Annotated in this window: 23 protein-coding genes and 4 pseudogenes; 12 read left to right on the forward strand and 15 right to left on the reverse strand. The window is 38.1% G+C overall.

From position 1 onward, the window contains the following. The first annotated feature begins 361 nt into the window (after positions 1 to 361). From F6K27_RS24185 to F6K27_RS24195, 3 genes are all read left to right on the forward strand, one after another. Positions 362 to 1,516: a DUF58 domain-containing protein gene (locus F6K27_RS24185; protein WP_287278208.1), complete on the forward strand. Its 1,155-nt coding sequence runs from the start codon at positions 362 to 364 to the stop codon at positions 1,514 to 1,516. A 435-nt stretch (positions 1,517 to 1,951) separates the two neighbouring features. Further along, complete coding sequence (locus tag F6K27_RS24190) at positions 1,952 to 2,317, forward strand: ferredoxin-thioredoxin reductase catalytic domain-containing protein (protein WP_287278197.1); 366 nt, start codon at positions 1,952 to 1,954, stop codon at positions 2,315 to 2,317. 383 nt (positions 2,318 to 2,700) lie between these two features. Continuing rightward, positions 2,701 to 3,099 (forward strand): DUF309 domain-containing protein, encoded by a 399-nt coding sequence (locus F6K27_RS24195; RefSeq protein WP_287278196.1) that lies wholly within the window; start codon positions 2,701 to 2,703, stop codon positions 3,097 to 3,099. A gap of 276 nt (positions 3,100 to 3,375) precedes the next feature. Here F6K27_RS24195 and F6K27_RS24200 read toward each other — a convergent pair whose 3' ends face one another. After that, a complete protein-coding gene (locus F6K27_RS24200) occupies positions 3,376 to 3,726 on the reverse strand; it encodes a hypothetical protein (protein ID WP_287278195.1) in 351 nt (116 codons plus the stop codon). A 381-nt stretch (positions 3,727 to 4,107) separates the two neighbouring features. Between F6K27_RS24200 and F6K27_RS24205 the strand changes: the two genes are divergently transcribed. The 3 genes from F6K27_RS24205 (at position 4,108) to F6K27_RS24215 (ending at position 5,726) form a co-directional block, all read left to right on the forward strand. Next, a complete protein-coding gene (locus F6K27_RS24205) occupies positions 4,108 to 4,569 on the forward strand; it encodes a hypothetical protein (protein WP_287278192.1) in 462 nt (153 codons plus the stop codon). Between the two features lie 29 nt (positions 4,570 to 4,598). Continuing rightward, positions 4,599 to 4,772, forward strand: coding sequence for a hypothetical protein (locus F6K27_RS24210; protein WP_287278206.1), 174 nt, complete (start codon positions 4,599 to 4,601; stop codon positions 4,770 to 4,772). A gap of 180 nt (positions 4,773 to 4,952) precedes the next feature. Further along, positions 4,953 to 5,726 carry a Uma2 family endonuclease gene (locus tag F6K27_RS24215; protein ID WP_287278190.1) on the forward strand — a complete coding sequence of 258 codons (774 nt, stop codon included), beginning with the start codon at positions 4,953 to 4,955 and terminating at the stop codon, positions 5,724 to 5,726. 143 nt (positions 5,727 to 5,869) lie between these two features. Here the strand turns inward: F6K27_RS24215 and F6K27_RS24220 are convergent, their stop codons facing one another. The 3 genes and pseudogenes from F6K27_RS24220 to F6K27_RS33980 all read right to left on the reverse strand — a co-directional run. After that, the gene (locus F6K27_RS24220; protein WP_287278189.1) at positions 5,870 to 6,427 is read right to left on the reverse strand and encodes a Uma2 family endonuclease; all 558 of its coding nucleotides are present in this window, start codon (positions 6,425 to 6,427) and stop codon (positions 5,870 to 5,872) included. Between the two features lie 139 nt (positions 6,428 to 6,566). Beyond that, positions 6,567 to 6,941, reverse strand: a pseudogene (locus F6K27_RS24225) (XisI protein). Continuing rightward, positions 6,929 to 7,069 (reverse strand): annotated as a pseudogene (locus F6K27_RS33980) (fatty-acid synthase); the annotation flags it as partial. The pseudogenes F6K27_RS33980 and F6K27_RS24225, both read right to left, overlap by 13 nt. 146 nt (positions 7,070 to 7,215) lie before the next feature. Between F6K27_RS33980 and F6K27_RS24230 the strand changes: the two are divergent. Both F6K27_RS24230 and F6K27_RS24235 read left to right on the forward strand, forming a co-directional pair. Further along, positions 7,216 to 7,434, forward strand: coding sequence for a hypothetical protein (locus F6K27_RS24230; RefSeq protein WP_287300924.1), 219 nt, complete (start codon positions 7,216 to 7,218; stop codon positions 7,432 to 7,434). A gap of 26 nt (positions 7,435 to 7,460) precedes the next feature. Beyond that, the gene (locus F6K27_RS24235; protein WP_287278187.1) at positions 7,461 to 7,949 is read left to right on the forward strand and encodes a hypothetical protein; all 489 of its coding nucleotides are present in this window, start codon (positions 7,461 to 7,463) and stop codon (positions 7,947 to 7,949) included. Between the two features lie 101 nt (positions 7,950 to 8,050). Here F6K27_RS24235 and F6K27_RS24240 read toward each other — a convergent pair whose 3' ends face one another. From F6K27_RS24240 to F6K27_RS24270, 8 genes and pseudogenes are all read right to left on the reverse strand, one after another. Continuing rightward, positions 8,051 to 8,179, reverse strand: a complete 129-nt coding sequence (locus F6K27_RS24240) for a hypothetical protein (RefSeq protein WP_287278186.1) — start codon at positions 8,177 to 8,179, stop codon at positions 8,051 to 8,053. Between the two features lie 348 nt (positions 8,180 to 8,527). Beyond that, on the reverse strand, positions 8,528 to 11,263 hold the full coding sequence (locus F6K27_RS24245; RefSeq protein WP_287278185.1) for a valine--tRNA ligase: 2,736 nt from the start codon (positions 11,261 to 11,263) through the stop codon (positions 8,528 to 8,530). A 212-nt stretch (positions 11,264 to 11,475) separates the two neighbouring features. Beyond that, complete coding sequence (locus F6K27_RS24250) at positions 11,476 to 11,664, reverse strand: tetratricopeptide repeat protein (protein WP_287278184.1); 189 nt, start codon at positions 11,662 to 11,664, stop codon at positions 11,476 to 11,478. A gap of 53 nt (positions 11,665 to 11,717) precedes the next feature. Next, the gene (locus F6K27_RS33985) at positions 11,718 to 13,391 is read right to left on the reverse strand and encodes a hypothetical protein (protein WP_353736059.1); all 1,674 of its coding nucleotides are present in this window, start codon (positions 13,389 to 13,391) and stop codon (positions 11,718 to 11,720) included. Between the two features lie 51 nt (positions 13,392 to 13,442). Beyond that, positions 13,443 to 14,507, reverse strand: coding sequence for a hypothetical protein (locus tag F6K27_RS33990; protein WP_353736060.1), 1,065 nt, complete (start codon positions 14,505 to 14,507; stop codon positions 13,443 to 13,445). Positions 14,508 to 15,556: 1,049 nt separating this feature from the next. Further along, positions 15,557 to 16,123, reverse strand: coding sequence for a Uma2 family endonuclease (locus tag F6K27_RS24260; protein ID WP_287278182.1), 567 nt, complete (start codon positions 16,121 to 16,123; stop codon positions 15,557 to 15,559). 191 nt (positions 16,124 to 16,314) lie between these two features. Beyond that, entirely contained in the window at positions 16,315 to 16,887 is a 573-nt protein-coding gene (locus F6K27_RS24265; protein ID WP_287278181.1) for a Uma2 family endonuclease, read from the reverse strand. A 637-nt stretch (positions 16,888 to 17,524) separates the two neighbouring features. After that, positions 17,525 to 18,190: pseudogene (locus F6K27_RS24270) on the reverse strand (CHAT domain-containing protein); the annotation flags it as partial. Positions 18,191 to 18,319: 129 nt separating this feature from the next. On the opposite strand from F6K27_RS24270, the gene F6K27_RS33995 reads away from it, so the two are divergent. Both F6K27_RS33995 and F6K27_RS34000 read left to right on the forward strand, forming a co-directional pair. After that, positions 18,320 to 18,649, forward strand: coding sequence for a hypothetical protein (locus F6K27_RS33995; RefSeq protein ID WP_353736062.1), 330 nt, complete (start codon positions 18,320 to 18,322; stop codon positions 18,647 to 18,649). A 6-nt stretch (positions 18,650 to 18,655) separates the two neighbouring features. Continuing rightward, positions 18,656 to 18,964 carry a Uma2 family endonuclease gene (locus F6K27_RS34000; RefSeq protein WP_353736063.1) on the forward strand — a complete coding sequence of 103 codons (309 nt, stop codon included), beginning with the start codon at positions 18,656 to 18,658 and terminating at the stop codon, positions 18,962 to 18,964. Between the two features lie 157 nt (positions 18,965 to 19,121). On the opposite strand, the gene F6K27_RS24280 is transcribed toward F6K27_RS34000, so the two are convergent. Together F6K27_RS24280 and alaS are read right to left on the reverse strand one after the other, a co-directional pair. Beyond that, positions 19,122 to 19,280, reverse strand: a complete 159-nt coding sequence (locus F6K27_RS24280; protein ID WP_287278180.1) for a hypothetical protein — start codon at positions 19,278 to 19,280, stop codon at positions 19,122 to 19,124. A gap of 1,005 nt (positions 19,281 to 20,285) precedes the next feature. Continuing rightward, positions 20,286 to 22,910, reverse strand: a complete 2,625-nt coding sequence (gene alaS, locus F6K27_RS24285) for an alanine--tRNA ligase (RefSeq protein ID WP_287278179.1) — start codon at positions 22,908 to 22,910, stop codon at positions 20,286 to 20,288. A gap of 690 nt (positions 22,911 to 23,600) precedes the next feature. Between alaS and F6K27_RS24290 the strand changes: the two genes are divergently transcribed. Continuing rightward, the gene (locus tag F6K27_RS24290; RefSeq protein ID WP_287278177.1) at positions 23,601 to 24,038 is read left to right on the forward strand and encodes an alpha/beta fold hydrolase; all 438 of its coding nucleotides are present in this window, start codon (positions 23,601 to 23,603) and stop codon (positions 24,036 to 24,038) included. Positions 24,039 to 24,223: 185 nt separating this feature from the next. Further along, a pseudogene (locus tag F6K27_RS34005) lies at positions 24,224 to 24,654 on the forward strand (SDR family NAD(P)-dependent oxidoreductase). Between the two features lie 551 nt (positions 24,655 to 25,205). Here F6K27_RS34005 and F6K27_RS24295 read toward each other — a convergent pair. Next, positions 25,206 to 26,021, reverse strand: coding sequence for a hypothetical protein (locus F6K27_RS24295; protein WP_287278176.1), 816 nt, complete (start codon positions 26,019 to 26,021; stop codon positions 25,206 to 25,208). Positions 26,022 to 26,230 lie beyond the last annotated feature (209 nt).

Consider the following 26,230-nt stretch of genomic DNA (forward strand, 5'->3'; position numbering starts at 1 on the left):
TGCTTTTTTTGAGATTAAGATAAAAATCAATTGAAGCAGCAAAAAAAAACGACAATAAAGTCGATAATTAATGCTAAAAACTAGGATGTAAATTAATCAAACAAATATTAATATTTTATCTTGAATAATTAGTAGTAAATTAATCTATAAAAATCTTTAATGCTATAGTTATAGCGCTGTGCGCAGGCAACAGGAGGAATAAATTGCTGATAATATTAAGATTTTTAGCTATTGGAAAGTTCCTGTAATTTGTAAATATGCCAGCGCACATTGCTATATTTTTTTATCCGTAACTAGATCAATATCATGATAAAAATGTTCCTCGAATTACAACTTTAAAAATTTGTCTAATTATTCTTCTATGAAAATTTACTACAAAATTTCTGACTGGTTAGAAACTAACTGGGTAACACCAAGCTATGCAGGTGGGTTACTCGGAATGTTATCAATATTCTTCTTTGGTGCCGCCACTAATACAATGGCAGGATGGTTATATGTAATTAGTGGGATGAGTTTTGCATTATTAGGAATGGGTGCTGTTTTGCCAGGGCGATCGCTACGTCAAATACAAGTACGTCGCCATCTAATTCAACCTGTAACGGTGAACGACTATTTAACTATCGCCCTCACAATTGAAAATTCTACTAATCAACCAATAGCATTAGTGCAACTCAAGGATGAAATTCCTTTGGTGCTAGGAAAATCACCTCAACAAGCAATAGAAGTCATTCCTGGGAAAGAAGTTTACTATTGGACTTACCATTTACCTACCAAAAGAAGAGGAATATATCGTTGGCATCATCTTCAACTGAGAAGTGCAGCACCTCTTGGTCTGTTTTGGTGTCGCCGTAGTCGGAATGCTAAAGCTACTGCTATTGTGTATCCTACAGTTTTACCCCTGAGTAATTGTCCGATAATAGATGAACTTGGTCAAGAAAATAGCCGTCAACTAAACGAGGATAGTCGTTATCTAATGGCTTCGGAAGGCTTAACTCGGACATTAAGACCATATCGGTTTGGCGACCCTAGTCGTTTGATCCATTGGCGGAGTAGCGCTCGTTATGGAGAGTTGCGGGTTCGAGAATTAGAGGTATCTAAGGGAGGAGAAGAAGTTATCATTTGTCTTGATAGTGCTGCTAATTGGCAAACAGATAATTTTGAAGCAGCGGTAATAGCAGCAGCTTCTTTGTATTTCTATGCTAACCGCTCTCTGAAAAATGTCCAGCTTTGGACTGCTGCTACTGGGTTGGTGCATGGAAATAGGGTGGTGTTGCAAACTTTGGCTGGAGTTAAGTTTGGGGAGGAGGTTGTGTTAGGAAAACCACCAAATAAGTCTTTGCTCTGGTTGACTCAAGACCCAGTTAGTTTATCTTCTCTGCCTTCTGGAAGTAGGTGGTTATTATGGTTAGATGAGTCTATTTCTCCTGGAACAGAAGCAGGAAAGATTTCGCATTCTTCTGGTTTAGAAATTAGTTCTACTCAGCCTTTAGAGTTTCAACTTCAGTCTCAAGTTTGAAGGCAGAAGGAAGAAGTAAGAAGGAAGAAGGAAGAAGGGAAAATTGCTTGTGGATAGTCTTCGACTCAGCCTTCAAAGTTTCAACTAAAGTCTCAAGTTTGAAGGAAGAAGAAAGAAGGGAAAATTGCATGAGGATGTCTTCTAGACGCCACTTCATGTCTTATAAACCCAAGCAATTTTAAGCTCCCCCGTTGACGGTGGGGTATTAAACCCATGAGAGAAAAGATAAAATTGGTATAACACCCAATACCTAACACCTACCACCTAAAACCTAAGACCTAACACCTATGTTTGTATTGACAAATATCACTTTTTATTATAGGTAGGTAAAAATCTGAAAAATTTAGAATTTTTTACCATATTTTCTCCCTAAAATGGCTTTGTGCTGTAAAATTAAAGAATTATCTAATATCAACAGCATAAAAAACGTATATTATGAACCCAACTACAGAAAACAAAACACTATCCAGTGAAAAATCGTTGAAGGCAATGAAAAGTTTCTCTGAAAAGTATGCTAAGAATACAAATACTTATTTTTGTGTAGATCTTTCCGTTACGGCAGTGGTAATTGAAGGGTTGGCGAAACATAAGGATGAATTGGGCGCTCCTTTATGTCCATGTCGTCATTATGAAGATAAAGAAGCAGAAGTAAAAGCTACATATTGGAATTGTCCTTGTGTTCCCATGCGAGAGCGTAAAGAATGTCATTGTATGTTGTTTTTAACTCCGGATAATGATTTTGCAGGTGAAGAACAAGAAATTTCTCAAGAAGTTTTAGAAACTACTAGAGCAAGTATGTAGGTTGAAAAGATAGGGCGGGTTTATCTAAATTTACTGTTGAGCAATTAATTTAATGCGGAACCTCCTGGGGCGGGTTTATCTAAATTTACTGTTAAGCAATTAATTTAATGCGGAACCTCCTGGGGCGGGTTTATCTAAATTTACTGTTAAGCAATTAATTTAATGCGGAACCTCCTGGGGCGGGTTTATCTAAATTTACTGTTAAGCAATTAATTTAATGCGGAACCTCCTGGGGCGGGTTTATCTAAATTTACTGTTAAGCAATTAATTTAATGCGGAACCCGCCCCTACAACAACATTTTAGGTGTGTCATACCACTAAATGGTTTAATATTTATTTGGCAAACATTCTCTGATAATAATGACTAATAATTGATAACTGAAATGACTTCTGAACAAGAACAAATTCCCCAAGAGTTTTGGCAAGGAATAGCTGAATTTAATCAACAAGAGTTCTATAAATGCCATGATACTCTGGAGGCTTTATGGATGGAAGCTGGTGAACCGGAACGTACTTTTTATCAAGGGGTTTTACAAATAGCAGTTGGACTTTATCACGCGGGTAATGAAAATTGGCGTGGTGCTGTTATGTTGTTAGGGGAAGGTATTAGGAAATTGAATTATTATTTCCCTAGTTATTTTGAGATTGATGTTGATAAGTTACTGACAGAAAGTGCCGAATTATTGAAAAATTTACAAGAGTCTGGTCCTGAAAATATTGCTGATTTTGTCCGCTCTTCTGATAATACAAAATACCCGAAAATTTTTAAACTAAAATCTTAAATATAATCTTGCAGGGAGTAGGGGAGTGGGGGAGAATTTTTCTACTGGACTGTTTCACCTAAAGTAGTGCATTAGATTTGTCATTGCGTTAGCGCAGCTTTGCGATAGCAAACGACAGTGTTTGCATAGCATTCCGTTAGGAAAGCAATCTCAGGCCAACTTTCTACTGCATCATTTAAGATGAAACAATCCACTAACAATAGTGTTCATGGGTAATATCAAGGCAACCATGTCATCCGCCAAGAAATAAATTTCTTGGCTCAAAGCAGAAGTCATCTAAAGATGACTAAAGATAGCTAATTTATTATGGCTAATTAATGAGAAATTAGACTTGATATAAGTCCTATTTAACTGAAGTAGGCGATCGCTCTTATTTATTACCGAATAATTTTCGTCAATTTCATCAATAATTTCTCCTACTTGATTTTCCGAAATACTATTATTGTCAGAATCTAAGGTACAACCCAAACAAATATTAATATTAATTGTGGGTTTACAAATGGTTAAGGCAAAAGTTGTGGTTAAACCAATAATGAATTTTCCAGTTGTCGTTAATGCCATTTTTACTCCTTGTTTTGGGTTTATTGGCATAGTTATTTTGCTGCGATCGTTGTGATAAATTTTCATTTTTATTTTCCTTTACTAGGATATTTTCGTTGAAATTGAGTTGTGCTGAAGCCGATTTTTTTGACCTAATAAATTGTGATATTTGACTAAAAATTAATATAAAAATTTATTTGATTTCATAAATAAAAATCGCTTTGCTTGATATTTATAATGTAGCTTTTTCCTACTCTTCAATGGTTAGAAAATGTCATGAGATAAAGTGATTTTAATAGTTTTGTGTTTTGTGTTTTGTGGAATGGGCATCTTGCCCGTTCCCGTTCCCTACAATTATTTAAAAAAGTTAGAAAAAGTTAGGAGTTTGAGATAAAGGCGACATTTGAATTTTTCCATAATTTATAATGAACAATAGTTGCAAAATTCAGATACTATTTTCAAAATATTATGAATCCAGAAACAGCTTTCGATTTTGTAAATAATCAATATCTTAATCAGAAAGGAAAAAGTTTGAGCGATTTACAAAAGAATATTTTTTGTCTGGCTTGGGAGAATGAAAAATATGGAGAAATTGCGATAAAAACTAATTTTGCTGAGGGATATATTCGACAGGAAGCAGCTAATTTATGGAAAATATTGGGAGATTTATTCGGGCAAAAAATTACCTGCAAAAATTTTCGTGGAGTTGTAGAAACAGAGTTCCAAAAACATAGCGATCGCGACAAATTTCCCCTACCTCAACAGATGAAGGAATGGTTTAAAATTCTGGGTTATCAATTTGCAGAAAACTACAACGTTGTAGATAAAATTCACGGCAAAAGATTTTTTGAATGGATAATTAAGGTTAAGACTCGTCGGGGGTATGACCGCATTCTGGTCAGAGGTGCGGACATCAGAGTTGGGTATTAGCAGTAGCATTCCACCCCGACGGTGAAATTATTGCCAGTAGTAGCGCCGACGAAACAATAAAACTGTGGAACGTCAAAACAGGAGACTGCATCAAAACCCTGAGAGTACCCAGACCTTATGAAAACGCTAACATTAGGGGAGTCAAAGGATTAAGCGATATCCAAAAAGCAAGTCTCATAGCATTAGGAGCAGTAGAGTATTAAATTAATACCGTAGGTTGGGTTAAGCGGTAGCGCAACCCAACAGATACAATATAATTGTTGGGCATGCAATATGATTGTTGGGTTTATCCGGAGGATAAGCTCCGCTAACGTTCCTCAACCCAACCTACAAATTGTAAATTTTTTATTGCCATCAATTAATGAAAACAGACAAACAATACAATGCTAACATCAGATTCTCAAACCCAAAAGCGTCTTCCCACCATGGAAGAATTACCATATCAAGACGGTAAACCAGTGGATAGCGAAGTACAAGACTTAATTGCTCACTTATTAAAATCAATTCTGGCCTACATTTGGGCAAACCGTAACGATTGGTTTTTTGGTATCGATATGAGATGGTATTATTCTCCCGACGAAAAAGCGATCGCTCCTGATGGTTTTTTATGTCTGGGAGTGGAGCGCGTTAAACATGAAAACTTGCGCTTAAGTTATGTCACCTGGGAAGAAAATGGGATAATACCTTCCTTTGCATTAGAAGTAGTATCGAAAACTCCAGGAGGTGAATATAAGCAGAAAAAAAGAAAATATGCTCAATACGGAGTGTTGTACTATGTAATTTACGCTCCTCTACGGGAACGCAAACCTAAATTAACTCTTTACCGTCTCAATGGAGAAGGGAAATATGAACTGCAAGAAGACAACCCAATGTGGATGCCAGAAATAGGTCTGGGTATTGGTACAGAAGTAGGAACATTTCAAGGAGTTACCAGAGAATGGTTGTATTGGTATGACGAACAAGGAAACCGATATTTAACTTCCGATGAAGCGCGACAGGAAGCCGAATTTGAGCTACAGCAAGAGCGACAAGGGCGACTGGAGGCGGAAGTTCAGCGACAGCAGGCCGACCTAGAGCGGCAGCAGGCCGAACAAAGAGCTGAAAATTTAGCGGCGCGTTTGCGAGAGTTGGGTATCGATCCAGACCAGTTGAATTAAAGTATAATATGGGCGATCGTTCTACCAGCAGTAGTTGTTGTTCAAGAGCGATCGCTGATCTTAAATTAGTTAAATACAATTATTATCCAACATCAATTAATCAAAAAAAATAGTAATGGTAAAGATGCCGTCACACACCCCACTTAATCCTTCTCATCAAATCCAATTAATTTTTGGACTGAAATTTCTACTGAAGGAAACGCCATGATAAAAATAACTTCATCTTGATAGTTTTGTTCAATTTGATATTGATTATTCATCAGATTACGAAATACTTTTAAATTTTTTTTAGCAACATCAATTACCCAATATTCTTCTATTCCTGAATTTGCATATAATGTCTTTTTAGTTCCTAAATCTTTTTGTAATGTACTATCAGCAATCTCAATAATGCAGTAAATATCTTCGCTATAAGGATGACGGTCTAAATATAATGTATCGGGAGAATGAACAACGGTAATATCAGGTTCTGGTTCAGAGTCAACTAAAGTAATAGGATGTGCTTCCATTACTTCTGCCTGATTTCCTAAAATATAACGTAAGTATTTAACTGCTCTATGATTGATAAAACGATGAATTGGTTCTTCTGGAATCATATTAATAATTTCTTCATTAATTAATTCCACTTGACGATTTTTTATTATTCCTGTATCTATCATACGATGATAATCTTCTACTGTCCATTTAGTAAGATTTGTCATAATTTGATATTGTTTTTTCCAGAGATTTATTTTAATTTTAGCTTGTTTGGAAGGAAGAGAGAAGAAGGAAGAGGGAAGAAGGCTTAAAAGTCGGAAAAAACTTAAATTTCCTGTAGATATTCACGCTAACTTTATATGCTTAATTTGACTTTAACTGAAGTAGGCGATCGCTCTCTTCTATTCCTACTCCATAAGCTGTATAAGGTCTGACTTCTGGAGGTTGCATTCCTAAGACAATTGATTTAGCAGGAATTCCAACAGCAACTAATTCTTCTGCTATTAAACAGTCAGTATTATTGGCTTGAATCCAAATTTTACCTGCGATAATATCAAGATTAATTATACAGTAATGAATCCGTTTTTCTTGAGACAAACCTAAAGAAATTAACATATATCTATCATTTTATGAATCAAAGATTGTTTGATTTTCTATCCCACTTTCTGTAGTTGGTATTTCAGCATATTCTGTCAATAGTTGTTTAATGATTTGACGATAGTTTTCTATGGTATCCATCTGAAAATTTCCTCTGTTTGTGAATTCAAAATAATTAGTTTTAATCGGTGATTATCCAATAGTATTTGACCAAAATTTTCTCCTTCAAAAAGATATGTAAAAGCAGTTAATGGAAGAGCAAGATATAACTCTCTTTCTGGTTAGGTAATATCCTGTTTCTATCAGCGCGTTGTAATAATGTTTTGTTGGGTTAAGTGAGAGCGAAACCCAACCTACAAAACTACGGTTTTCACCACAGACGGGGTTTAGATAAACTTCGCTATAATATTTAACTATGATTTATTATAGGATAAAATCTTTAATGAGCGATACAAATAATAATTCTCAACTACAACAAAAATTAGAGTTATTAAAGCAAGGAAATAGTAAGGATAAAAATTATAATGCTAGGAAAGCATTAGTTAGTGCTATTCCTGCAATAGGTTCACTTGCAGTAACTTTTTATGAGAATTATACTAAAGATCCTTCTAGTCAAAGACTACATGATTTTTAGAAGAATTAGTACGAAGCTTATACACTTTGCAGGAAAAAATTGAAGCAGTAAGTTTTGATCATCCAACATTTCAGACAACTTTCCTGAAAGCTATCCGTATCGCTGAATGTGAGTATCAGCAAGAAAAATTAGAGGTGTTGAGAAATGCGGTTTTAAATTCGGCTATTCCTAACTCTCTTAAAGATGATATTCAAGCAATCTTTATTAAATGGATTGACGAATTTACTGTGTCTCATATTAGATTGCTCAGAATGCTGCATTATATAGATAATTATAATTACGAACAATTTTTAGCTAATTTGCCAGATTTAGAGAAAAATCGCGATTTTTATAATCAAATATTACTAGAATTAAGCGGTAAGGGATTGATAAAATTAAGTGAAAATTATGTAGTTATCGATCCAGTAGCTATCAAAAAAGTTGAGGATATTGATAAAATAATTAAATCAAAAGAAAGTAGAACAACAGAGTTAGGAAAACAATTTATTCAGTTTATAGAAAATCCACTTGTTTAACAACAGAATGATAAATACCTCTGATTAGCAAATTTCTTTGCTTTCTTTATTCTCAAAATTAAAAGTTGGGCTAGCTAATAACTAAACCCAACCAAATATGCCTAGTTTGACTTTAACTGAAGTAAGCGATCGCGTAAAAATTTTGCCTGTTTTTCTGCCTCGGCTAAATTATTCTTTGTTTCCTCTACAAATTTAGCATCAGCTTTCTTAACAAACTCTGGTTTATTCAATCGTTTAGAAGTAGATTATATCTCTTTTTCTAACTTTCCTAATTTCTTCTCCAACCGAGCAGATCAAGCTTCAATATCTACTACTCCTGATAGTCGTAAGTATGAAAACAATTTTAGGACTGTCAAACATACTAAAAATATTGACAAAATTATCTCAGATGTTAAATATAACTCCCAAGAAAGTATAACAACAGATTTAGGGAAACAATTTATTCAGTTTATAGAAAATCCAATTGTGTAACAACTGAATGATAAATATCTCTTGCTGGCAATTTCTTTCCTTTTGTTATTTTTAAAATTCAAAATTAAAGGTTGGGATAGCTAATAACTAAACCCAACCAAATATACCTAGTTTGACTTTAACTGAAGTAAGCGATCGCGTAATATTTCTGCCTGTTTTTCTGCCTCGGCTAAATTATTCTTTGTTTCCTCTACAAATTTAGCATCAGCTTTCTTTACAAACTCTGGTTTACTCAATCGTTTAGAAGTAGATTCTATCTCTTTTTCTAACTTTCCTAACTTCTTCTCCAATCGAGCAGATAAAGCTTCAATATCTACTACTCCTGATAATGGAATTAAAACTTGCACAGTACCAAAAACACCAGCAATAGTTTGACCAACTTCCGCATCAATACTTGGAGTAATATTCAACTTTTCTACCTTAGCTAAATCTTGAATATAAACCTCACCTTTACTCAAAATTTTCCGTTCTTTCTCATTCTCACTCTGCAAAATAGCCGTAATTTTTACCTTTGGTTTAATATCAACCTCAGACCGTAAATTTCGGATAGTCCGAATTACCCCAATTAATAACTCAAACTCCGCTTCCAAATCAGAATTAATTAACGATTTATCCAACTTCGGATAAGACTGCAAAGCCAAACAATCTTCCTCACCAATTTGATTCAAAGTATGCCAAATTTCCTCAGTAATATGAGGCATAAAAGGATGTAATAATCTTAAAATTCCATCCAAAACATAAGCCAATGTTTGTTGTGCCACTAACTTAGAAATCTCATCCTCACCTTGAAGGCGAGACTTAACTAATTCCAGATACCAATCACAAAAATCTCCCCAAATAAATTCATAAAGACCCTTCGCAGCTTCCCCCAAACCATAATTATCTAAATAATCACAAGTTTGCTGTACAACTTGATAGAAACGAGACAAAATCCAACGGTCAACTAACTCTAATTTATCCTGCTCCGGTTCCCCTAATTCTTGAGGATATTTACCCTCTAATTTCATCATCACAAATCGAGCAGCATTCCAAATTTTATTAGTAAAATTTCGAGAAGCTTCCACCGATGCAGACTCATCAGTTTCCCGATTATAATCCATTCTCACATCTTGCCCTGCTCCGGCAGTTTCTCGCATCAAAGTATAACGTAAAGCATCAGTTCCATACTTTTCTACTAACAATAAAGGGTCAATACCATTACCAGCAGATTTAGATTGTTTTTTACCCTTTTCATCTAACATTAAACCGTGAATATAAACCGTTTCAAACGGCATTTTGCCAGTAAAATGAGTTCCCATCATTGCCATTCTAGCCACCCAGAAAAAGATGATATCAAAACCAGTAGAAAGAGTGCTGGTCGGATAATATTTTGCTAAGTCGGGAGTGTTTTCAGGCCAGCCTAATGTTGAAAATGGCCATAAACCAGATGAAAACCAAGTATCAAGCACATCTGGGTCTTGTTCAATTTTGACATCAGCACCAAATTTTGCTTTTGCTTGCTCCAACGCTTCCGTTTCCGAGCGAGCAATAACAAAAGGAGTATTATCGGCAATTTTTCCATTAGTTTCACTCACAGCATACCAAGCTGGAATTTGATGACCCCACCAAAGTTGCCGGGAAATACACCAGTCTTTAATTTTCACCAACCAGTCGCGATAAACCTTCGTCCAACGTTCGGGAACAAATTTCGGTTGGTTGTGCTTATCCAATAATTCCAGCGCTTTCTCAGACAACGGTTTAATTTTGACAAACCACTGAGTTGAGAGTAGAGGTTCGACTGGTACCTTGCCACGATCGCTATAAGGAACGCTATGACTATACTCCTCTACCTTGACCAAAACACCCTCTGACTCTAACCGTTTCACAACATTTTTCCGCGCCTCAAAACGGTCTTGCCCAACAAACGGTCCCGCGTTTTCATTCAAACTACCATCTTTATTCATAATATTAATGAATGGCAGGTCGTGACGTTTACCCATTTCAAAATCATTGGGGTCGTGAGCGGGGGTAACTTTGACACAACCAGTACCAAATTCAGGGTCAACCAACTCATCCGCAACAATAGGTATTTCCCGTTCCATTATTGGTAGGGTAAGAGTTTTGCCAATGAGATTTTTGTAGCGGTCATCATTGGGGTTAACCGCAACACCAGTATCTCCCAACATTGTTTCCGGACGAGTAGTAGCAACTTCTACATAACCACTGCCATCGGTGAGAGGATAACGAAAATGCCAGAGGTTGCCGTTGACTTCTTTATTTTCAACTTCCAAGTCAGAAACAGCAGACTGACTCGCAGGACACCAGTTGACCAAATAGTTACCGCGATAAATGAGACCTTCTTCGTAGAGACGCATGAATGCTTCAATCACAGCTTTTGATAAACCTTCATCCAGGGTAAAACGTTCGCGAGTCCAGTCTGTGGAAACTCCCAAACGACGTAGTTGGTTAACAATAGTACCGCCAGACTCAGCTTTCCATTCCCACGCGCGTTCCAGAAATTTTTCTCGCCCAATATCATAGCGGGTTTTGCCTTCTTCTTTCAGTTTCCGTTCCAGAATAGTTTGCACGGCAATACTCGCGTGGTCCGTACCGGGGAGATAGAGAGCGTTGTCACCGCGCATCCGATGGTAACGAATGAGAGCGTCAATGAGGGAATTGTTAAAAGCATGACCAGCATGGAGGCGACCTGTAACGTTAGGTGGGGGGATGACAATGCAATAGGGGTTGCCTGGATGGTTGGGGTCAGCTTTGAAAGTGTTGTTTTCTTCCCAATATTTCTGCCATTTCGCCTCGGTGGAGAATGCGTCGTATTTGCTTGGTAATTCTGGTATGGTTTTGGTCATAGATAATATGGATTATTTGGACTGTTTAATTGTCCTTAATATTGTGCCATAATTCATAAGACATCTCCAGAAAAGAGGGAGTAGGGAGTAGGGAGTAGGGAGTAGGGAGTAGGGGGAAAGAATCGATAGTCTCTGTGCAATAATTGATTTGATTTTTGGCGTTGGTGATTTATAGAACTCCTTTCCGCTTACGCGACCAAAAAACTTTCTCCTTATACTCCTCTTTCTTCTTCCCTCCTGACTCCTGAGATCCCCTCCTGGGAGGGGGAGGGGCGAGGGGTGGGTTGACTCCTGACTCCTTCATCACCACCATATGCTTTTTCATAGATGGCTAAAGCAGGTTGGTAAAGTGGTTCGGCCTCGCTGTACTTGTCTTGATCGCGATATACTAGCCACAGCAATCTCTATTTTAGGAGATTGCCACGGAGGGAATTGTGTTAGTTTGTACTAATTTCTACTCAGGGCGTTTTCCTCTAGCAGTATAAGCACCATGTTGTTGGATTAGTTCTGCTATTACTCCTGTCCAACCAGTTTGATGACTAGCTCCAATTCCTGCACCATTATCCCCATGAAAATACTCATAGAACAGAATGTAATTATTCCAGTTGGGGTCAGTTTGAAACTTTTCCGTTGCGCCATAAACAGGTCGTTGACTTTGACCATCTTTGGGCAAGAAAATTTTGATCAAACGATGAGAAATTTCTGCAGCTACCTCCGAAAGATTCATCATATTTCCTGAACCTGTAGGACATTCTACTTTGAAATCATCTCCTAAACAATAATGGTATTTTTGCAGGGATTCAATAATCAAAAAGTTAACAGGCATCCAAACGGGGCCACGCCAATTAGAATTACCTCCAAACAGACCAAATCTCGATTCTGCTGGCTCATATTCTACTTCAGGTTGAATGTAGTTGCCACTCTCTGTTCTGATGCTAAAGGGTAATTTATAGGAATTAGGTGGCTCATGAGATTTAGACAATCCTCGAATACCATAAGGTCCAAAAAATTCAGATTCATCAAGCATTCTTTTCAGAACTAATCGGAGTCTGGTAGGGTTGACTAGAGAGAAAGCTACCCCTCCTTCCATGAGATTACTGTCTGTATTATCAAAGTAAACATTCTCCCCTTTTGTCAAATCCTGACGGTTTTGCAAGAACCAATCAGCTCTCTTTTTGAAATCAGAGTCTAAATGTTTGTCTAATGTTTCCTGATCGATTGTTTCTATTGCAAACAGAGGAATCAATCCTACCATAGAACGGACTTTCATCGAGAAAGAAAAAGCATTATTTCCCCCGGGTAAGACATTAGGAGGAACGTGAAAAATATCATGGAAAAATCCATCTTCGTTATCCCAGACGTTGATTTCATCTCCTCCCAATTTATTCAGAGCTTCTGCCATTAATAAAAAGTGCTGGAAGTATTTAGAGACCATGGCATCATAAACTCTGGAGTCGGACTCGCCCTTGGCTAACTCTGATGCCATCTTTAACAAGTTTAGACAAAACATTCCCATCCAGCTAGTGCCATCTGATTGCTCAATACTAGCACCAGAAATTTTGAGATTACTGCGGTCAAAAACACCTATATTATCTAATCCCAGGAAACCCCCGCCAAACAGATTATTCCCATCTACATCTTTGCGGTTTACCCACCAAGTAAAATATAGGGACAATTTCTGAAATAACTCTTCTAAGAACCCTCGGTCTGCATGACCATACATTTTCTCTTCTATTTTATAAACCTCCCAAGCACCCCAAGCATGAACCGGAGGATTGACATCACTAAAGTTCCACTCATAGGCTGGTATCTGACCATTAGGGTGCATATACCATTCCTTGGTGAATATATGTAATTGGTTCTTAGCAAAGTCAGGGTCAATTAATGCTAAAGGAATAGTGTGGAAAGCTAAATCCCAAGCTGCAAACCAGGGATATTCCCATTTATCAGGCATGGAGATGATATCTGCATTATACAAATGAGTCCACTCACGATTTCTGCCATGTTTGCGTTCCTCTGGTGGAGGTGGATAACCAGGGTCTCCATTCAGCCAATCTTGTACAACATAGTAGTAAAATTGCTTCGTCCATAACATCCCTGCAAATGCTTGTCTTTGCACATTACGCATTTCACCGGGTAGTTCTTCAAAAGGAGTTACAGCTTGATAAAACTCATCAGTTTATTTTTTACGTTGTTCAAAAACTGAGCCAAATTCATCTCCAAAGGGAGTTGCCAAATTCTGAATATTACTCAGTCGCAGTCGAACAATTTTGGTTTCTCCAGGAGCAACATTTAAGCGGTAATAGGGTGAAACTTTAGTTCCTCGTTGATCGGGGTTTACCGCACCAGTTTGATTACCAACAATATAATCATTAATACCATCTTTGACGTAAGAAGCATTTTCTCCCCATCCAAACCTGGCTTTATTGGTTTCGTTTTCTGTATAAAGCATCGCATCAGGGTTTTGGCAATAAAGCCATAACAACTGAGATGCTTCTAATTTGGGGTCTTTAAAACTAGCTTCAACTACCTTAAAATCTGAGCTACAGTTAATTCCTTGGAGAGAAGGTTTAGTTTCGCCAGGAATTCCCCAAGACCAGGTATTACGAAACCAAAGAGTGGGTGCTAGATGTAACTCTTTAGCTTCTGAGCCACGATTAACAACCGCGATTTGAATCAGAATATCTTCGGGAGAATTTTTGGCATACTCTACGAAGACATCAAAATAGCGGTCATCATTAAATACTCCCGTATCCATCAACTCAAATTCTGATGCTCTAGAATTTTCTGCTTTTCTGCGACCATTTTCGTTAATTAACCACTCATAAGGAAAAGCACTGTGGGGATATTTGTACAACCCTTTCATGTAAGAGTGCGTAGGGGTATTATCCAAATAAAAGTAATATTCTTTGACATCTTCCCCATGATTTCCCTGACTATTAGTTAATCCAAATAGTCTTTCTTTGAGCATGGGATCTTCTCCATTCCAAAGAGCGATCGCAAAACAAAGACGTTGCCGTTCGTCGGAAATACTCATAATCCCATCTTCGCCCCAGCGGTAGGTACGAGAGCGAGCTTGATCGTAGGAAAGATTGTCCCAAGCATTACCATCAGCAGTATAATCTTCTCGAACTGTTCCCCATTGGCGATCGCCTAAATAAGAACCCCACCGTTTCCACTGTTTTTCAGAGTTACGATCTTCAATCAGTCTTTTTCTTTCTTGTGTATCTTCAATCTTGACCATGGTTTTTTCTCTTTATAGAAGACATATCTGCTGCAAATGACCCTCAATTATGAATCATATCATGTCTGTCTTTGCTGGAAGGAAGGCAGCTATGCTGGAGGCAGGAGGCAGAAGGTTTTATCCTATTATCACCTTAATTTTATACACGCTCCGATGCTACCGGACATGATATCAAAGGCCAAAATCTAGTTTTTGGATAAGTCTAATGGATAAACTATTAGAAATAGTCTTCATTAGATAGTTTTTTGGTGATTTATAGCCAATTCCTCAGCAACTAACACATCCATAATATAGAAATTTACCTCATCTAAATTTTTAGATTTGTTGCTAATTAATGTAGATATGTTAAGATGTATTATTTATATTTTTGGCGTTGGTAATTTGAGGTATGATATCATGTCTGGATCAGAGCGCGATCGAACTCCATGACCTTTACGCGACCAAAAAACTTTCTCCTTCTATTCCTCTTTCTTCTTCTTTCTTCTCTCCTGAGTTCTGAGTTCTGACTTCCCCTCCTCCCTCCCCTCCTGGGAGGGGTGTGGGTGGGTTGACTCCTCAGTAATTAAGATTAATATCATACACGCGCTTTACCAACGCCATATTTTTTTATAATTAATATCATGTCCGGATAATTAGTTATAAAAAAACTTTCTCCTTCAACTCCAGTTGTTCTTCTTTATTACCTCTTTCCTCCTGACTCCTGAGGACTCCGTAGTTATTTATTTATCACTGTTTAACCGGACATGATATAATATCAAATCCGAGGGAATTGGACATCAAAAAATTCTCCAATCGTCATAATTACGCTCATCTTTGTAATTCTCTCTCCTCCTGACTCCTCCTGAGTTAACGATTCTATAACTGTTTAACCGGATTTGATATCAGTGGTTTTGTATTGTAATAGTATTGGTATCCAATTATTTTTGTCACGGTATAGTCCAGTGGGAGCATCTTGCTCCCGTTCTAAGTGTTTCTTGTCCCCACCTAAACCATATTCTCCCCTTCTCTCCTAGATAACTAAAGCCATTAATATGCTGAATGCTTAAAAGCTATATCAAAATTTCATCATAAATATCAGTCATTGTTAAAGTTAACCCCGCCGACTTTAATTCTAAACAATCTTCTTTTCCTAAACTTTCCCTAGACCAATAACCAACTTCTGATGGACGATAAACCTCTACCTTCATTTCTATTTGATCAACCAATACATACTCTTGCAAACTTGCTAAACTTTGATAATTCAAGCGTTTTTCTCGTCTGTCTAAATTTTGAGTAGAAGGGGAAAGTACCTCAACAATTAAACAAGGAAAACTCTTGTAATATTTTTCCGTATCTTGTGGATTACAAGTTACCATCACATCAGGATAATAAAATATATCCGAGCTATTTTCCGCCATATAAATTTTGACTTTCATATCTGCAATAAAAGTTTTACATCCGCTTCCCCGTAGATGAAAGCGTAAAATACTAGCAATATTTAATGCAATGCGGTTATGTTCTTCACTACCACCAGACATAGCGAATATTTGACCGCCGAGATATTCATGGCGAATGGGACTCATTTTTTCCCCTTCCAGATAATCTGTGGTTGAAATAAATGCAGTTGCTAATTCCATAGTTATTAGTTACTCAATTTTATATGAATTTATATGGATAATTAATTATAGCTGAAGTCATAAGTCTGCCATTTTTTTCTGATGGCGAATATTTTGGGATTAGGGATAAAGCAAAACTACGAGCAAAGAGTTAATTTTATGGGCTGATTTTTGTTTTAGTTTTGTTAGTAATATTTCTCATATTCCTCTCATTAATCCTCAAAACTAACGTCCTCATATAAAACATCAACAGCACAATTAAATTCAATACTAGATAATGTAAAATCTTCTCCTTCTATATATGGAGAATAAAGCCACATTCTCCCTTCACCACGTTGATAAATTTCCACAGATATTGATTCTGAATCTACTAAAACATAGTCTTGCAAACTCGAAAATTGACGATAATATTTAAACTTATCGTCGCGATCGTAACCCCTGGTACTTGGAGAAAGAACTTCAATAATTACACTAGGATTTTGGAGAAATGTACGAGATTTTAAATCGTCAGCATTACAACTAATAACTAAATCTGGATAAAAATAACGATTATTTTTAGCATCCTGAACTTTAGCATCAGACACATAAACTCGACAACCTCTTTGACGGAGATGGGGTCTAAGAGCTGTATAAAAATTAAGAGCAATATCATTATGAGGAAGACTTCCTCCAGTCATGGCTAAAATTTCACCATCAATATATTCATGGCGAAATTCCTGTTTAGCTTCCCATTCTAAATATTCTTCTGCGGTCGTTCTTTGATGATTTTCCGGTTGATAAATCATAATTTTATCCTTTCTTTCTTTTGTTCAATTATACTACTTTGAAAGAGAAATGATCAGGACTTATATCATGTTCCCCCTCCGGGGGAGCTACGCTAACGGTTGAATACTTACACTTTGGAAGAAGGAAGGCAGAAGGCAGAAGGCAGAAGGGAATAAAAGGTTAAAAGGAATAAAGTTTTTTATAACTGATTATCCGAACATGATATTAGGCAGTACAAGGTATTTCCGTCATTGCGACCGACAGGGTTTGCGCAGCAGTCCGGAACGGAAAGCAATCTCAATTCCTAATTAATCAGGACTTATATCATGTTCCCCCTCCGGGGGAGCTACGCTAACGGTTGAATACTTATAAATGACTGTTGTGAGTCCTCAGGAGTCAACCCACCCCTAACCCCTCCCAGGAGGGGAGGGGAAAGACCGAGTCAGGAGAAAATATTGGAGAAAAAGAACAAATATTGGTATTGGGGGTATTGATAATTTAAGTATTTGTTTGGTACTGTCGATACCCGGAGTCCTTAAATTTTATTATAACTGACCCGTCCGAACATGATGTTACGCATGAACGCTATTAGTAGGGTGTGTTAGCGGTAGCGTAACTGAGCGACACCCTATACATAGTGCCTTTGCGTAAGTCCTGTTAATCTCTCATCTCCCGCCAATCTCCAGACGGAATAAACGATGCCCAATAATAGGGATGTTGATACCCCTCAGTTCCCAACATCTCTAACTGTGTCTGTCGTAATGCTTCCGATCGCCCTTCATTATTCAACACCCGTTGATAATATTTCACCATCAAATCTTTCGTACCAAAATCATCCACCTGCCATAAACTAATTACCTGACTTTCACTACCCGCAAGAGCTAATGCTCGACGCAAACCATAAACTCCCTCTCCCACATTCACATCTCCCACTCCCGTATCGCAAGCAGATAATACTACCAACTTCGTACCACCCAAACTCAAATTAGCAATTTCTAACGCTGTCATTACTCCATCTTCATCACCACTTTGACGAGGGTTAAACCCTGCTAAAGCAATACCCGAACGTAACAGTGGATTTTCTAATTTATTTGTTTCTCTGTTGGGAATGTCAGTATGAAAATTCCCTACTAATATTGGTGGTGCAACTTCTTCTAAATCTTCCAGAAAGAAACCGTGGGTAGCAATATGCAATATTTCTGGTGCATTGACTTGTTTAATAGCATTTTCTGTGGCATTGGACTCAGTTAACAGAGTCACTTTTGATAACATCGGCGCAATAGCTTCTACTTCTGCTTTGGTTCCTGATAATGCTCCAAAAGTTAAGTTTTCTGGAGCAAATAAAAAACTGCCTAAATCTCTAGTAGGTTTTTTGTGACCACGCTTATTATTAGCAACGAGTCGCAATGACTATAGCAAAGCTATCGCTCTTTATTAAGAAAAAAAAAGATAATGGAAACACTCACTAAAACACAGGCTGAAAATTATATAATTTTGCATCCTATTAGTTGGGAAACTTTCGGGCATATTAGTCAGGAATTAAATGAAAATTCTACAAAACGCCTAGTTTATGATGGAGGATATTTACAGATTATGAGTCCTTTAATGGAGCATGAAAATAACAATTGGTTTATTGCTCGTCTGATATTTATTATGGCGGAAGAATGGAACTTAAATATTAAAAGTGTTGGCTCTCTTACTCTCAAAAGGGATGATATTCAAAAAGGAATTGAACCTGATGCCTGTTTTTATTTACAAAATGAGCTAGAGGTGAGAAATTAGCAAAATATTGACTTAAATCAAGGATATACACCCCCAGATTTAGCTATTGAAATTGATATTACTAATAGTTCAATTGATAAGTTACCTATTTACGCAGCATTAGGTGTAGGGGAAATATGGCGATATGATGGAAAAAATTTGCGGTTTTATCGGTTGAATAGGGAAACTCAAAATTATGATGAAATAACGCAAAGTTTAGCTTTTCCTTTGTTAGATATGACAATGATTCCTCAATGGTTAGAACAACGATTAATTATTGGGGAAACGGCAACCTTAAAGCAAGTTAGGCAATGGGCAAGGGAAGTTAGAAGTTAGAAGTCAGAAGTTAGAAGTCAACCCACCCCTAACCCCTCCCAGGAGGGGAAGTCAGAAGTTGTTTTTGTAAGGGGGATTAGAGCATCCGGTTGCCACTACAAAAGTTGTTCTTGATATAGAGGAGGCAAATTTTCATCAAGCAAATATTTAATTGCCATTATTTAGAAGCACCTTCGACTTGAGTTAGACGTTCCAATTTCCAACTCAGTACCTTCGCCACAAAAGGTGGAGGATGGCGATCAAATTCAGCTTGAACTTTATTCGTATAGTCCAACCAATTTTCTAAATATTGTCCTATGGTTTCGCGATCGCGCAAATAATACAAAATTGTGGCATAAACTTGCTCTAAGCTAACAGTATGAAATAGTTCGGCAATTTCTTCTGCCGTCTTATTGTTAACAACGTATTCCTAAAGAATATTCTCAATACCGATCCGCGTTCCTTTAACTCGAATATCCTCCGGTGTCAGAAACTCAAAATAATCTTCTAATTGCATTTGTTAGTCCTTGCCTAAATTTGCCCAAAACCCAGTAAATATTTCTCATAATTTGGTAAATTTACAACGAGAGAATCATCGGGTAAATCTGATAAAAAGCGACTCATCAAACCATCAAAAGCAATAACTGCTGCTAATTTAGTGTTTACCGTGTTTTTGCTAGAATCTATATCTTTTAAAACCTGCTTGGCATATTCATAAATTAGTTATATATTAGAATTGTCTTTTTCAGAATTGTCTTTTTCAGAATTGTCTTTTTCCATTAGTTTAATAACCTATATGTCGAATAATTCAGAACAAAGTGATAACTTAAATCAAAAATCATCTGAAACTTCTCAGAAACTAGAACCACCTAAAAAACCTGAACCTTCTCAGGAACTATAACCACCTAAAAAACTTGAACCTATCGAGTTTGAAGAAACGCGCGTTCTTATTAATAGTGAAAGCAATTCAAATATTGTATAAGTTAGAAAAAATATCTCCAAATATCAAGAATAAAGTCAATTCTTATCTATGAAATATCAATGATTTATCCCTATTCTCCATTCTCTGTTTTCTGGAGATATCTAGTGAAGATGATTCAAATATTGTAGATTTTTAAAACTGCTAAATAAATAATTTTTAGCTTAGGTATTAACTTACCTTAAATCTACAAAAATCACCTAAACTACTAATACCATATTTGGATAATTTAGTGATAATAATGTAGGTTGGGTTGCGCTATCGCTTAACCCAACAAAAACCTATATATGTTTATGTTAAGTAAGTTGGGTTATGTTGGGTTTCGGGTTCCTCAACCCAACCTACAACATAGTGGTCAAAAATTTACTTCAACCCATCAACTAACTGCTCCCTCGCACTTTCCAACGCCTCCTTCAACTTACTCGGATCGCGACCCCCTGCTTGCGCCAAATTCGGACGACCGCCGCCGCCGCCTCCACACATTTTCGCTATCCCACCAATAAATTTCCCTGCTTGCAAATCTTTACTATTCACAGACTTACTAAAAGCAGCAACTAAACTGACTTTCTCCCCAGATGCAGCACCCAATACCACAGCACTCTCGCCCAACTTTTGTTGTAACCGTTCCGCAGCAGTTTTCAACGCCTCCGCATCAACTCCAGGCATTTCCGCTACTAATATCTGAAACTCACCCACAGTCTCAGCATCTCCTAACAACTGGTCAGACTTTGCCACAGCTAACTCACCTTTCAACGCTTCCAACTGTTTCTGTGACTCCTTCAACTCCTGCTGCAAGTTACTCACCCGCTCCGATAATTCCTCTGGTTTTGCCTTAAAGCGATCGCTCAATTCCTTCACCACAACATCTCGGACATTCAAATAATCTAATATTGCCAAACCAGCAACTGCTTCTATACGGCGCACCCCAGAAGAAATACCAGCTTCAGAAATAATTTTAAACACCCCAATTTCTGCCGTATTATTCACATGAGTTCCCCCACATAATTCCATCGACACTCCCGGATAGTCAACTACCCGTACCACATCGCTATACTTTTCACCAAACATAGCAACAGCTCCCTTTGCCTTTGCCTCATCCAATGGCATTTCCGCAACAGTCGCCGGATGTGCTTCAGCTATCCAACTATTTACCTGAGCTTCCACTTGCTCCACTTCCTCCGGTTTCAACCCCCGGGGGCAATTAAAATCAAATCGCAAACGGTCAAAAGATACCAACGAACCCGCTTGAGAAATAGACTGGTCTACCAGGGACCGCAAAGCAGCTTGTAACAAATGTGTTGCGGTATGGTTTGCTTGCGCTCTGCGACGACAAGCAGCATCTATTTGAGCATTTACTGTTATTCCTAACTGTAACGTACCCCTTTCCACGCGACCGAAATGCACAAAAATATTATTCTGCTTCTGCACATCTTCTATCCGCACGACTACATTATCCCCACTTAGATAACCGCGATCGCCTATTTGACCACCAGATTCAGCATAAAAGGGCGTTTGATCAAGCACCACTTGCACTTGAGTACCCGCTTCCGCAGACTCAACCTGTTCCCCTTCAGCTACTAACGCCATTACTTGCGCTGAGGAAGTCAAATCTGTGTACCCTAAAAATTCCGTTTTGTCAACATCCAATTTCACCCCACCTTCAGCAGTCAAATCAATAGTTTCGTGAGCTGACTGAGAACGTATTTGTGCCAGTTTCATTTCTTTCTCAAACATACTGACATCAACAGTTAAACCATTTTCTTCTGCTATTTCCTGAGTCAACTCTAGGGGAAAACCATAAGTGTCGTATAACTTAAAAGCATCTTCCCCAGAAATTTGTTTAGTTTTCTGAGTTTCCGGTTTTGCCATAATTTCCGTCAACAATTTTTCACCACGCTCCAATGTTTCCAAGAAGCGAGACTCTTCCCGTTGCAACTCAGCTTTAATAGCACTTTCCCTCTCCCGCAAATTGGGGTAAACATCCTCAGAAAGAGCGATCGCTTTCTCAGCAACTTTAGATGTAAATTCCCCAAAAATGCCAATCAAACGTCCGTGACGCACAACCCGGCGAATTAACCGTCGTAAAATATAACCCCTGCCAACATTAGATGCGGTGACACCATCGGCAATTAAATGTGCTACTGCTCGTACATGGTCGCCAATAACTTTGAGAGAAGTTTTGGTTTTTTCGTCACTTTTTGCGTAGTCGATACCAGCAATATCCGCAGCAGTTTTAATGATAGGAAAAATTAGGTCAGTTTCATAATTATTCGGCACTTTTTGTAATATTTGCGCCATTCTTTCCAACCCCATTCCGGTATCAATATTTCTATTTTGCAATGGGGTAAGATTTCCCTCTGCATCGCGGTTGTATTGCATGAATACCAGATTATAAAATTCGATAAACCTGCTATCGTCTTCTAGGTCAATGTTATCATCTCCTAACTCTGGATGGAAGTCGTAATAAATTTCTGAACAGGGACCACACGGACCCGTCGGACCCGATGCCCAAAAATTATCTTCCTCATCCATCCGTTGAATGCGGTGTGCGGGAATCCCAATTTTGTCGCGCCAAATAGCAAATGCTTCATCATCTTCTCGGAATACGCTGACAACTAAATGGTCTGGAGGCAAACCGAATATTTTTGTGGAAAGTTCCCAAGCAAAAGCGATCGCTTCTGGTTTAAAATAGTCTCCAAAACTGAAATTACCCAACATTTCAAAAAAAGTGTGATGTCTGGCAGTGCGACCAACATTTTCAATATCGTTGGTACGGATACATTTTTGGGAAGTTGTGGCGCGGGGATATTTCCGGGGTTGTTGTCCGAGAAATATGGGTTTAAATGGTAACATTCCCGCAATAGTGAGTAAGACTGTTGGGTCTTCGGGAACTAGGGATGCGCTGGGTAAAATAGTGTGTTCCCGTTGTGCGTAAAAGTCGAGAAATATTTGTCGAATTTCGTTACCTGTGAGTTTTTTGGCAGACATAATTAAGATATTTGATTTTGATTTTCAGTCGATCCAGGTAATACTTTACCTTTTCTGTTGTTACTTTACTTTAGTAGCTACTAGGTGTTATAGACCATTAAGATAGCTATATTTTAGCTTTTGAACCAATAGACCTCTCCGGAAATTAAGATTTAACAACCTTGTTGGGAGTTTCAGGTAAATTATCGGAGATGTCTAATATAGTTAACTAATCAGTCTATAAGAAACGGACTAAGGCCGCTACGCGGAAGTTAAAAGTCATGCATCGAGTGTGTAATTCTGAGGTCTCCTCAGAATGTAAGACACACTCAAGACAGTTAAAAGTCAATCATTTTTGATTTGTAATTGTTTTAGGATTTTGTAACTGGTCAGTTATTTCCGCCATCCTGCACTAGGGCGTGTCATCAGTTAACAAATTGACAAAATAGCCATTCTATGATTAAGGGAGATGATGATAGCTATGCCAATAAAATGATTGAACTTGCCAAATAAATTCTACAATCGATGAATCTTTGCATCGTGCTGGTCAAATAAATCTGGTAGTAGATGGTATATTCACAACATCCGATTACCACATATCCAATGTGAAAATTCATACGAGTGTAAGCGATAGTTGTGCCCTTCTAGGCAATATTCAACGCCAACTTTCATGTTGAGTAAAAAAAATTACCTTTAGCGAATCAGGAGGTTATGATATTTTTAAGAAAAAAACTCCACATTGATGAGATGAAACTTTCCTATCTTGACTCCGGTGGAGTAGGAGTTAATATTCTTGCTTTGCACGGTCATTTTGTTTGTGGGCATTGGTTTGCCTCTCTCCCAGAGTATCTAGGGGAATCCTATCGTGTCATCGATCTTGACCAGCGTGGTCATGGTTGGAGTGATAAAACAGAAGAATATTCTCGGGAGGCTTACATTAATGATGCGCTTAAGGTTATTCACTTGCTCAAACTTCAGCCAGTCATTTTAATTGGTCATTCTCTAGGGGGGGTCAATGCTTATCAGCTTACAGCTCGCTTCCCTCAACTTGTACAGGGTATGATTATTGTTGACATTGGTGCAATAACCCAGAACGATTTGAGTTTTGTATTATCATCGCCTCAGCGTTTCCCACTCTGCAAACTTTAAATGCTTTGTTTACAGATGCTTGTATTGATGGCGGAAAATACTTTATGGAGAGTTTAAAAGAATACTCAGATGGATGGGGTTTTAGATTCTGATACAAAGACATGGTCGTGTCACAACAAAAATTGAATGGTGACTGGTGGCCTGAATTGACTGCTAAAGTGATTTAACACAAAATTTAATGGAATCTGTTCTTTACTGGAACGTCTCTTTGTACACGATATGCTTCAGAGGTCATGAAGAAACATGGTGGTGGCTCAATCGTAAATTTGGGTTCCATTTCTTCGTTCATTGCTCAACCCGAATTTCTCGCATACAGTACGACAAAAGCAGCTATAGTCAATATGACTAGATGTATGGCCCTGGATCTTGATCCTTATGGAATCCGAGTGAATTGTGTGTGCCCAGGTACTATCCGCACTCAAGCAATAGATCGTCATCTGGCAAACATAGGGGTAAGTGAAGAACAATTTATAGAACAAGAGGCACCGCTTCACATTTTGAACCGTATAGGAAAACCCAAGAAGTTGCTTTCGCCATCTTATTTCTTGCTTCAGAGGAAGCTTCATTTATCACTGCGACATCTTTGATGGTTGATGGCGGATACATAGCGCGTTAAAGCTGATAGATTCGCTAATGGCAGTGAAACTGCTTTTCGTGATGGAGGTCAATTTGCAACTTTAACAAATATTCCATCGATAGAAGCAGAAGATTTCTTCCTCAGAGGTTAGCAATTATATCATGTCCGGATAATTGACATCTCCAGAAAAGAGGCAACAGGCAACAGCTCCGGAAAGCAACAGGGAACCCACCCCGAACCCCTCCTGGGAGGGGAATAATTGATAATTTATGGATAATAATTGACTTTATTTTTGATTTTTACCAGATGTCTATTAGACATCTCCAGAATTGGAGATGTGTATTAATGACTTCCGTTTTTGTTACTTTTGACTTTTGACTTTTGAGATCAAATCCGTTTTATTGGACATAAAAAATTTCTCCAATCGTCATAACTACGCTCATCTTTGTAATTCTCTCTCCTCCTGACTTGTCCTCCTGACTTCCCCTCCTGGGAGGGGGAGGGGCGAGGGGTGGGTTTACTCCTCCTTACTTAACCAATCTATAACTGTTTAACCGGATTTGATATAATGACTTCCGTTTTTCTTACTTTTAACTTTTAACTTTTGAATTTTGACTTCCGTACAGATATCTGTACCAGGCGAAGTACAAACAGATAGAGAGTACAACCAGCAACAGAGATAGAATTAGGAAATTATCCCAACGTTTCATCATAAACATAATTCCCGTGAGACACAAAACTATTTGCCAGGGAATCGCGATCGCAGTTGCCAGCAAATCTCGCCTGTTCTCTAATGTGATATTGACCGTGAGATTGCGGGGAATATTAACAGCGATCGGCTTCCAGAAACCGAAGGGACGGGTGACAGTATAAAAATTCTCCAGAACAGACCGTTCCGTTGCCGGAGTTAACAGAGTGCCAGCGATGCATCCTGCCAAAGAACAACTGCTAGGAATTAGAAATTGGATAAATTCAGCAAGTTGCAGATTCGGGAAGGAAGGTAAGACGATCGCCTTAGTAACAATTGCGGCCACCATGCCAGCAGCGATACCCGTGGCAAATCCATAACCATTAAACCGCCACCAATACCATCTTAACAGCAGAGGAACCGCCAGACCTGTACCCAATCCCAGGGTCAACCATCCCCAAATTTCATTGATATTGGAGATACTGAAGCTAAATAGCAATCCCACCATAACAATGATAACCGATGCCCAACGACTTTGAGCCAGCAGTTTGCGGTTGTCAGCTTGCGGATTGAGATAAGCTTGATAAATATCCTTCACCCAGTATGCAGCGCCACCATTAATTAAGGAATCAAAAGTAGACATCCCGGCGGCAATAAAACAAGCTAATACCAATCCTTTGATTCCCACTGGTAGGTAAGTAGCGATAACTGTTGGCAAGGGCTTTGTTGCACAAAAGATGATGTTTAGGGTAAAAATAAAGAAGTCAAGATGGTACACGAAACTACACTCAGCAGATATGAGTAAGAGTAAGTCTAAATCCAACTCCAAGTCCTTGTATCGACTCAAAAACTGGTCTGAGTATGATGCCTCCTTAAAGCAGCGAGGGAGTCTCACTTTTTGGCTGACTCCAGAGGCCATGGAGCAGT

Source organism: Okeania sp. SIO2F5, assembly GCF_010692685.1.
GTDB classification, from domain to species: domain Bacteria; phylum Cyanobacteriota; class Cyanobacteriia; order Cyanobacteriales; family Microcoleaceae; genus Okeania; species Okeania hirsuta.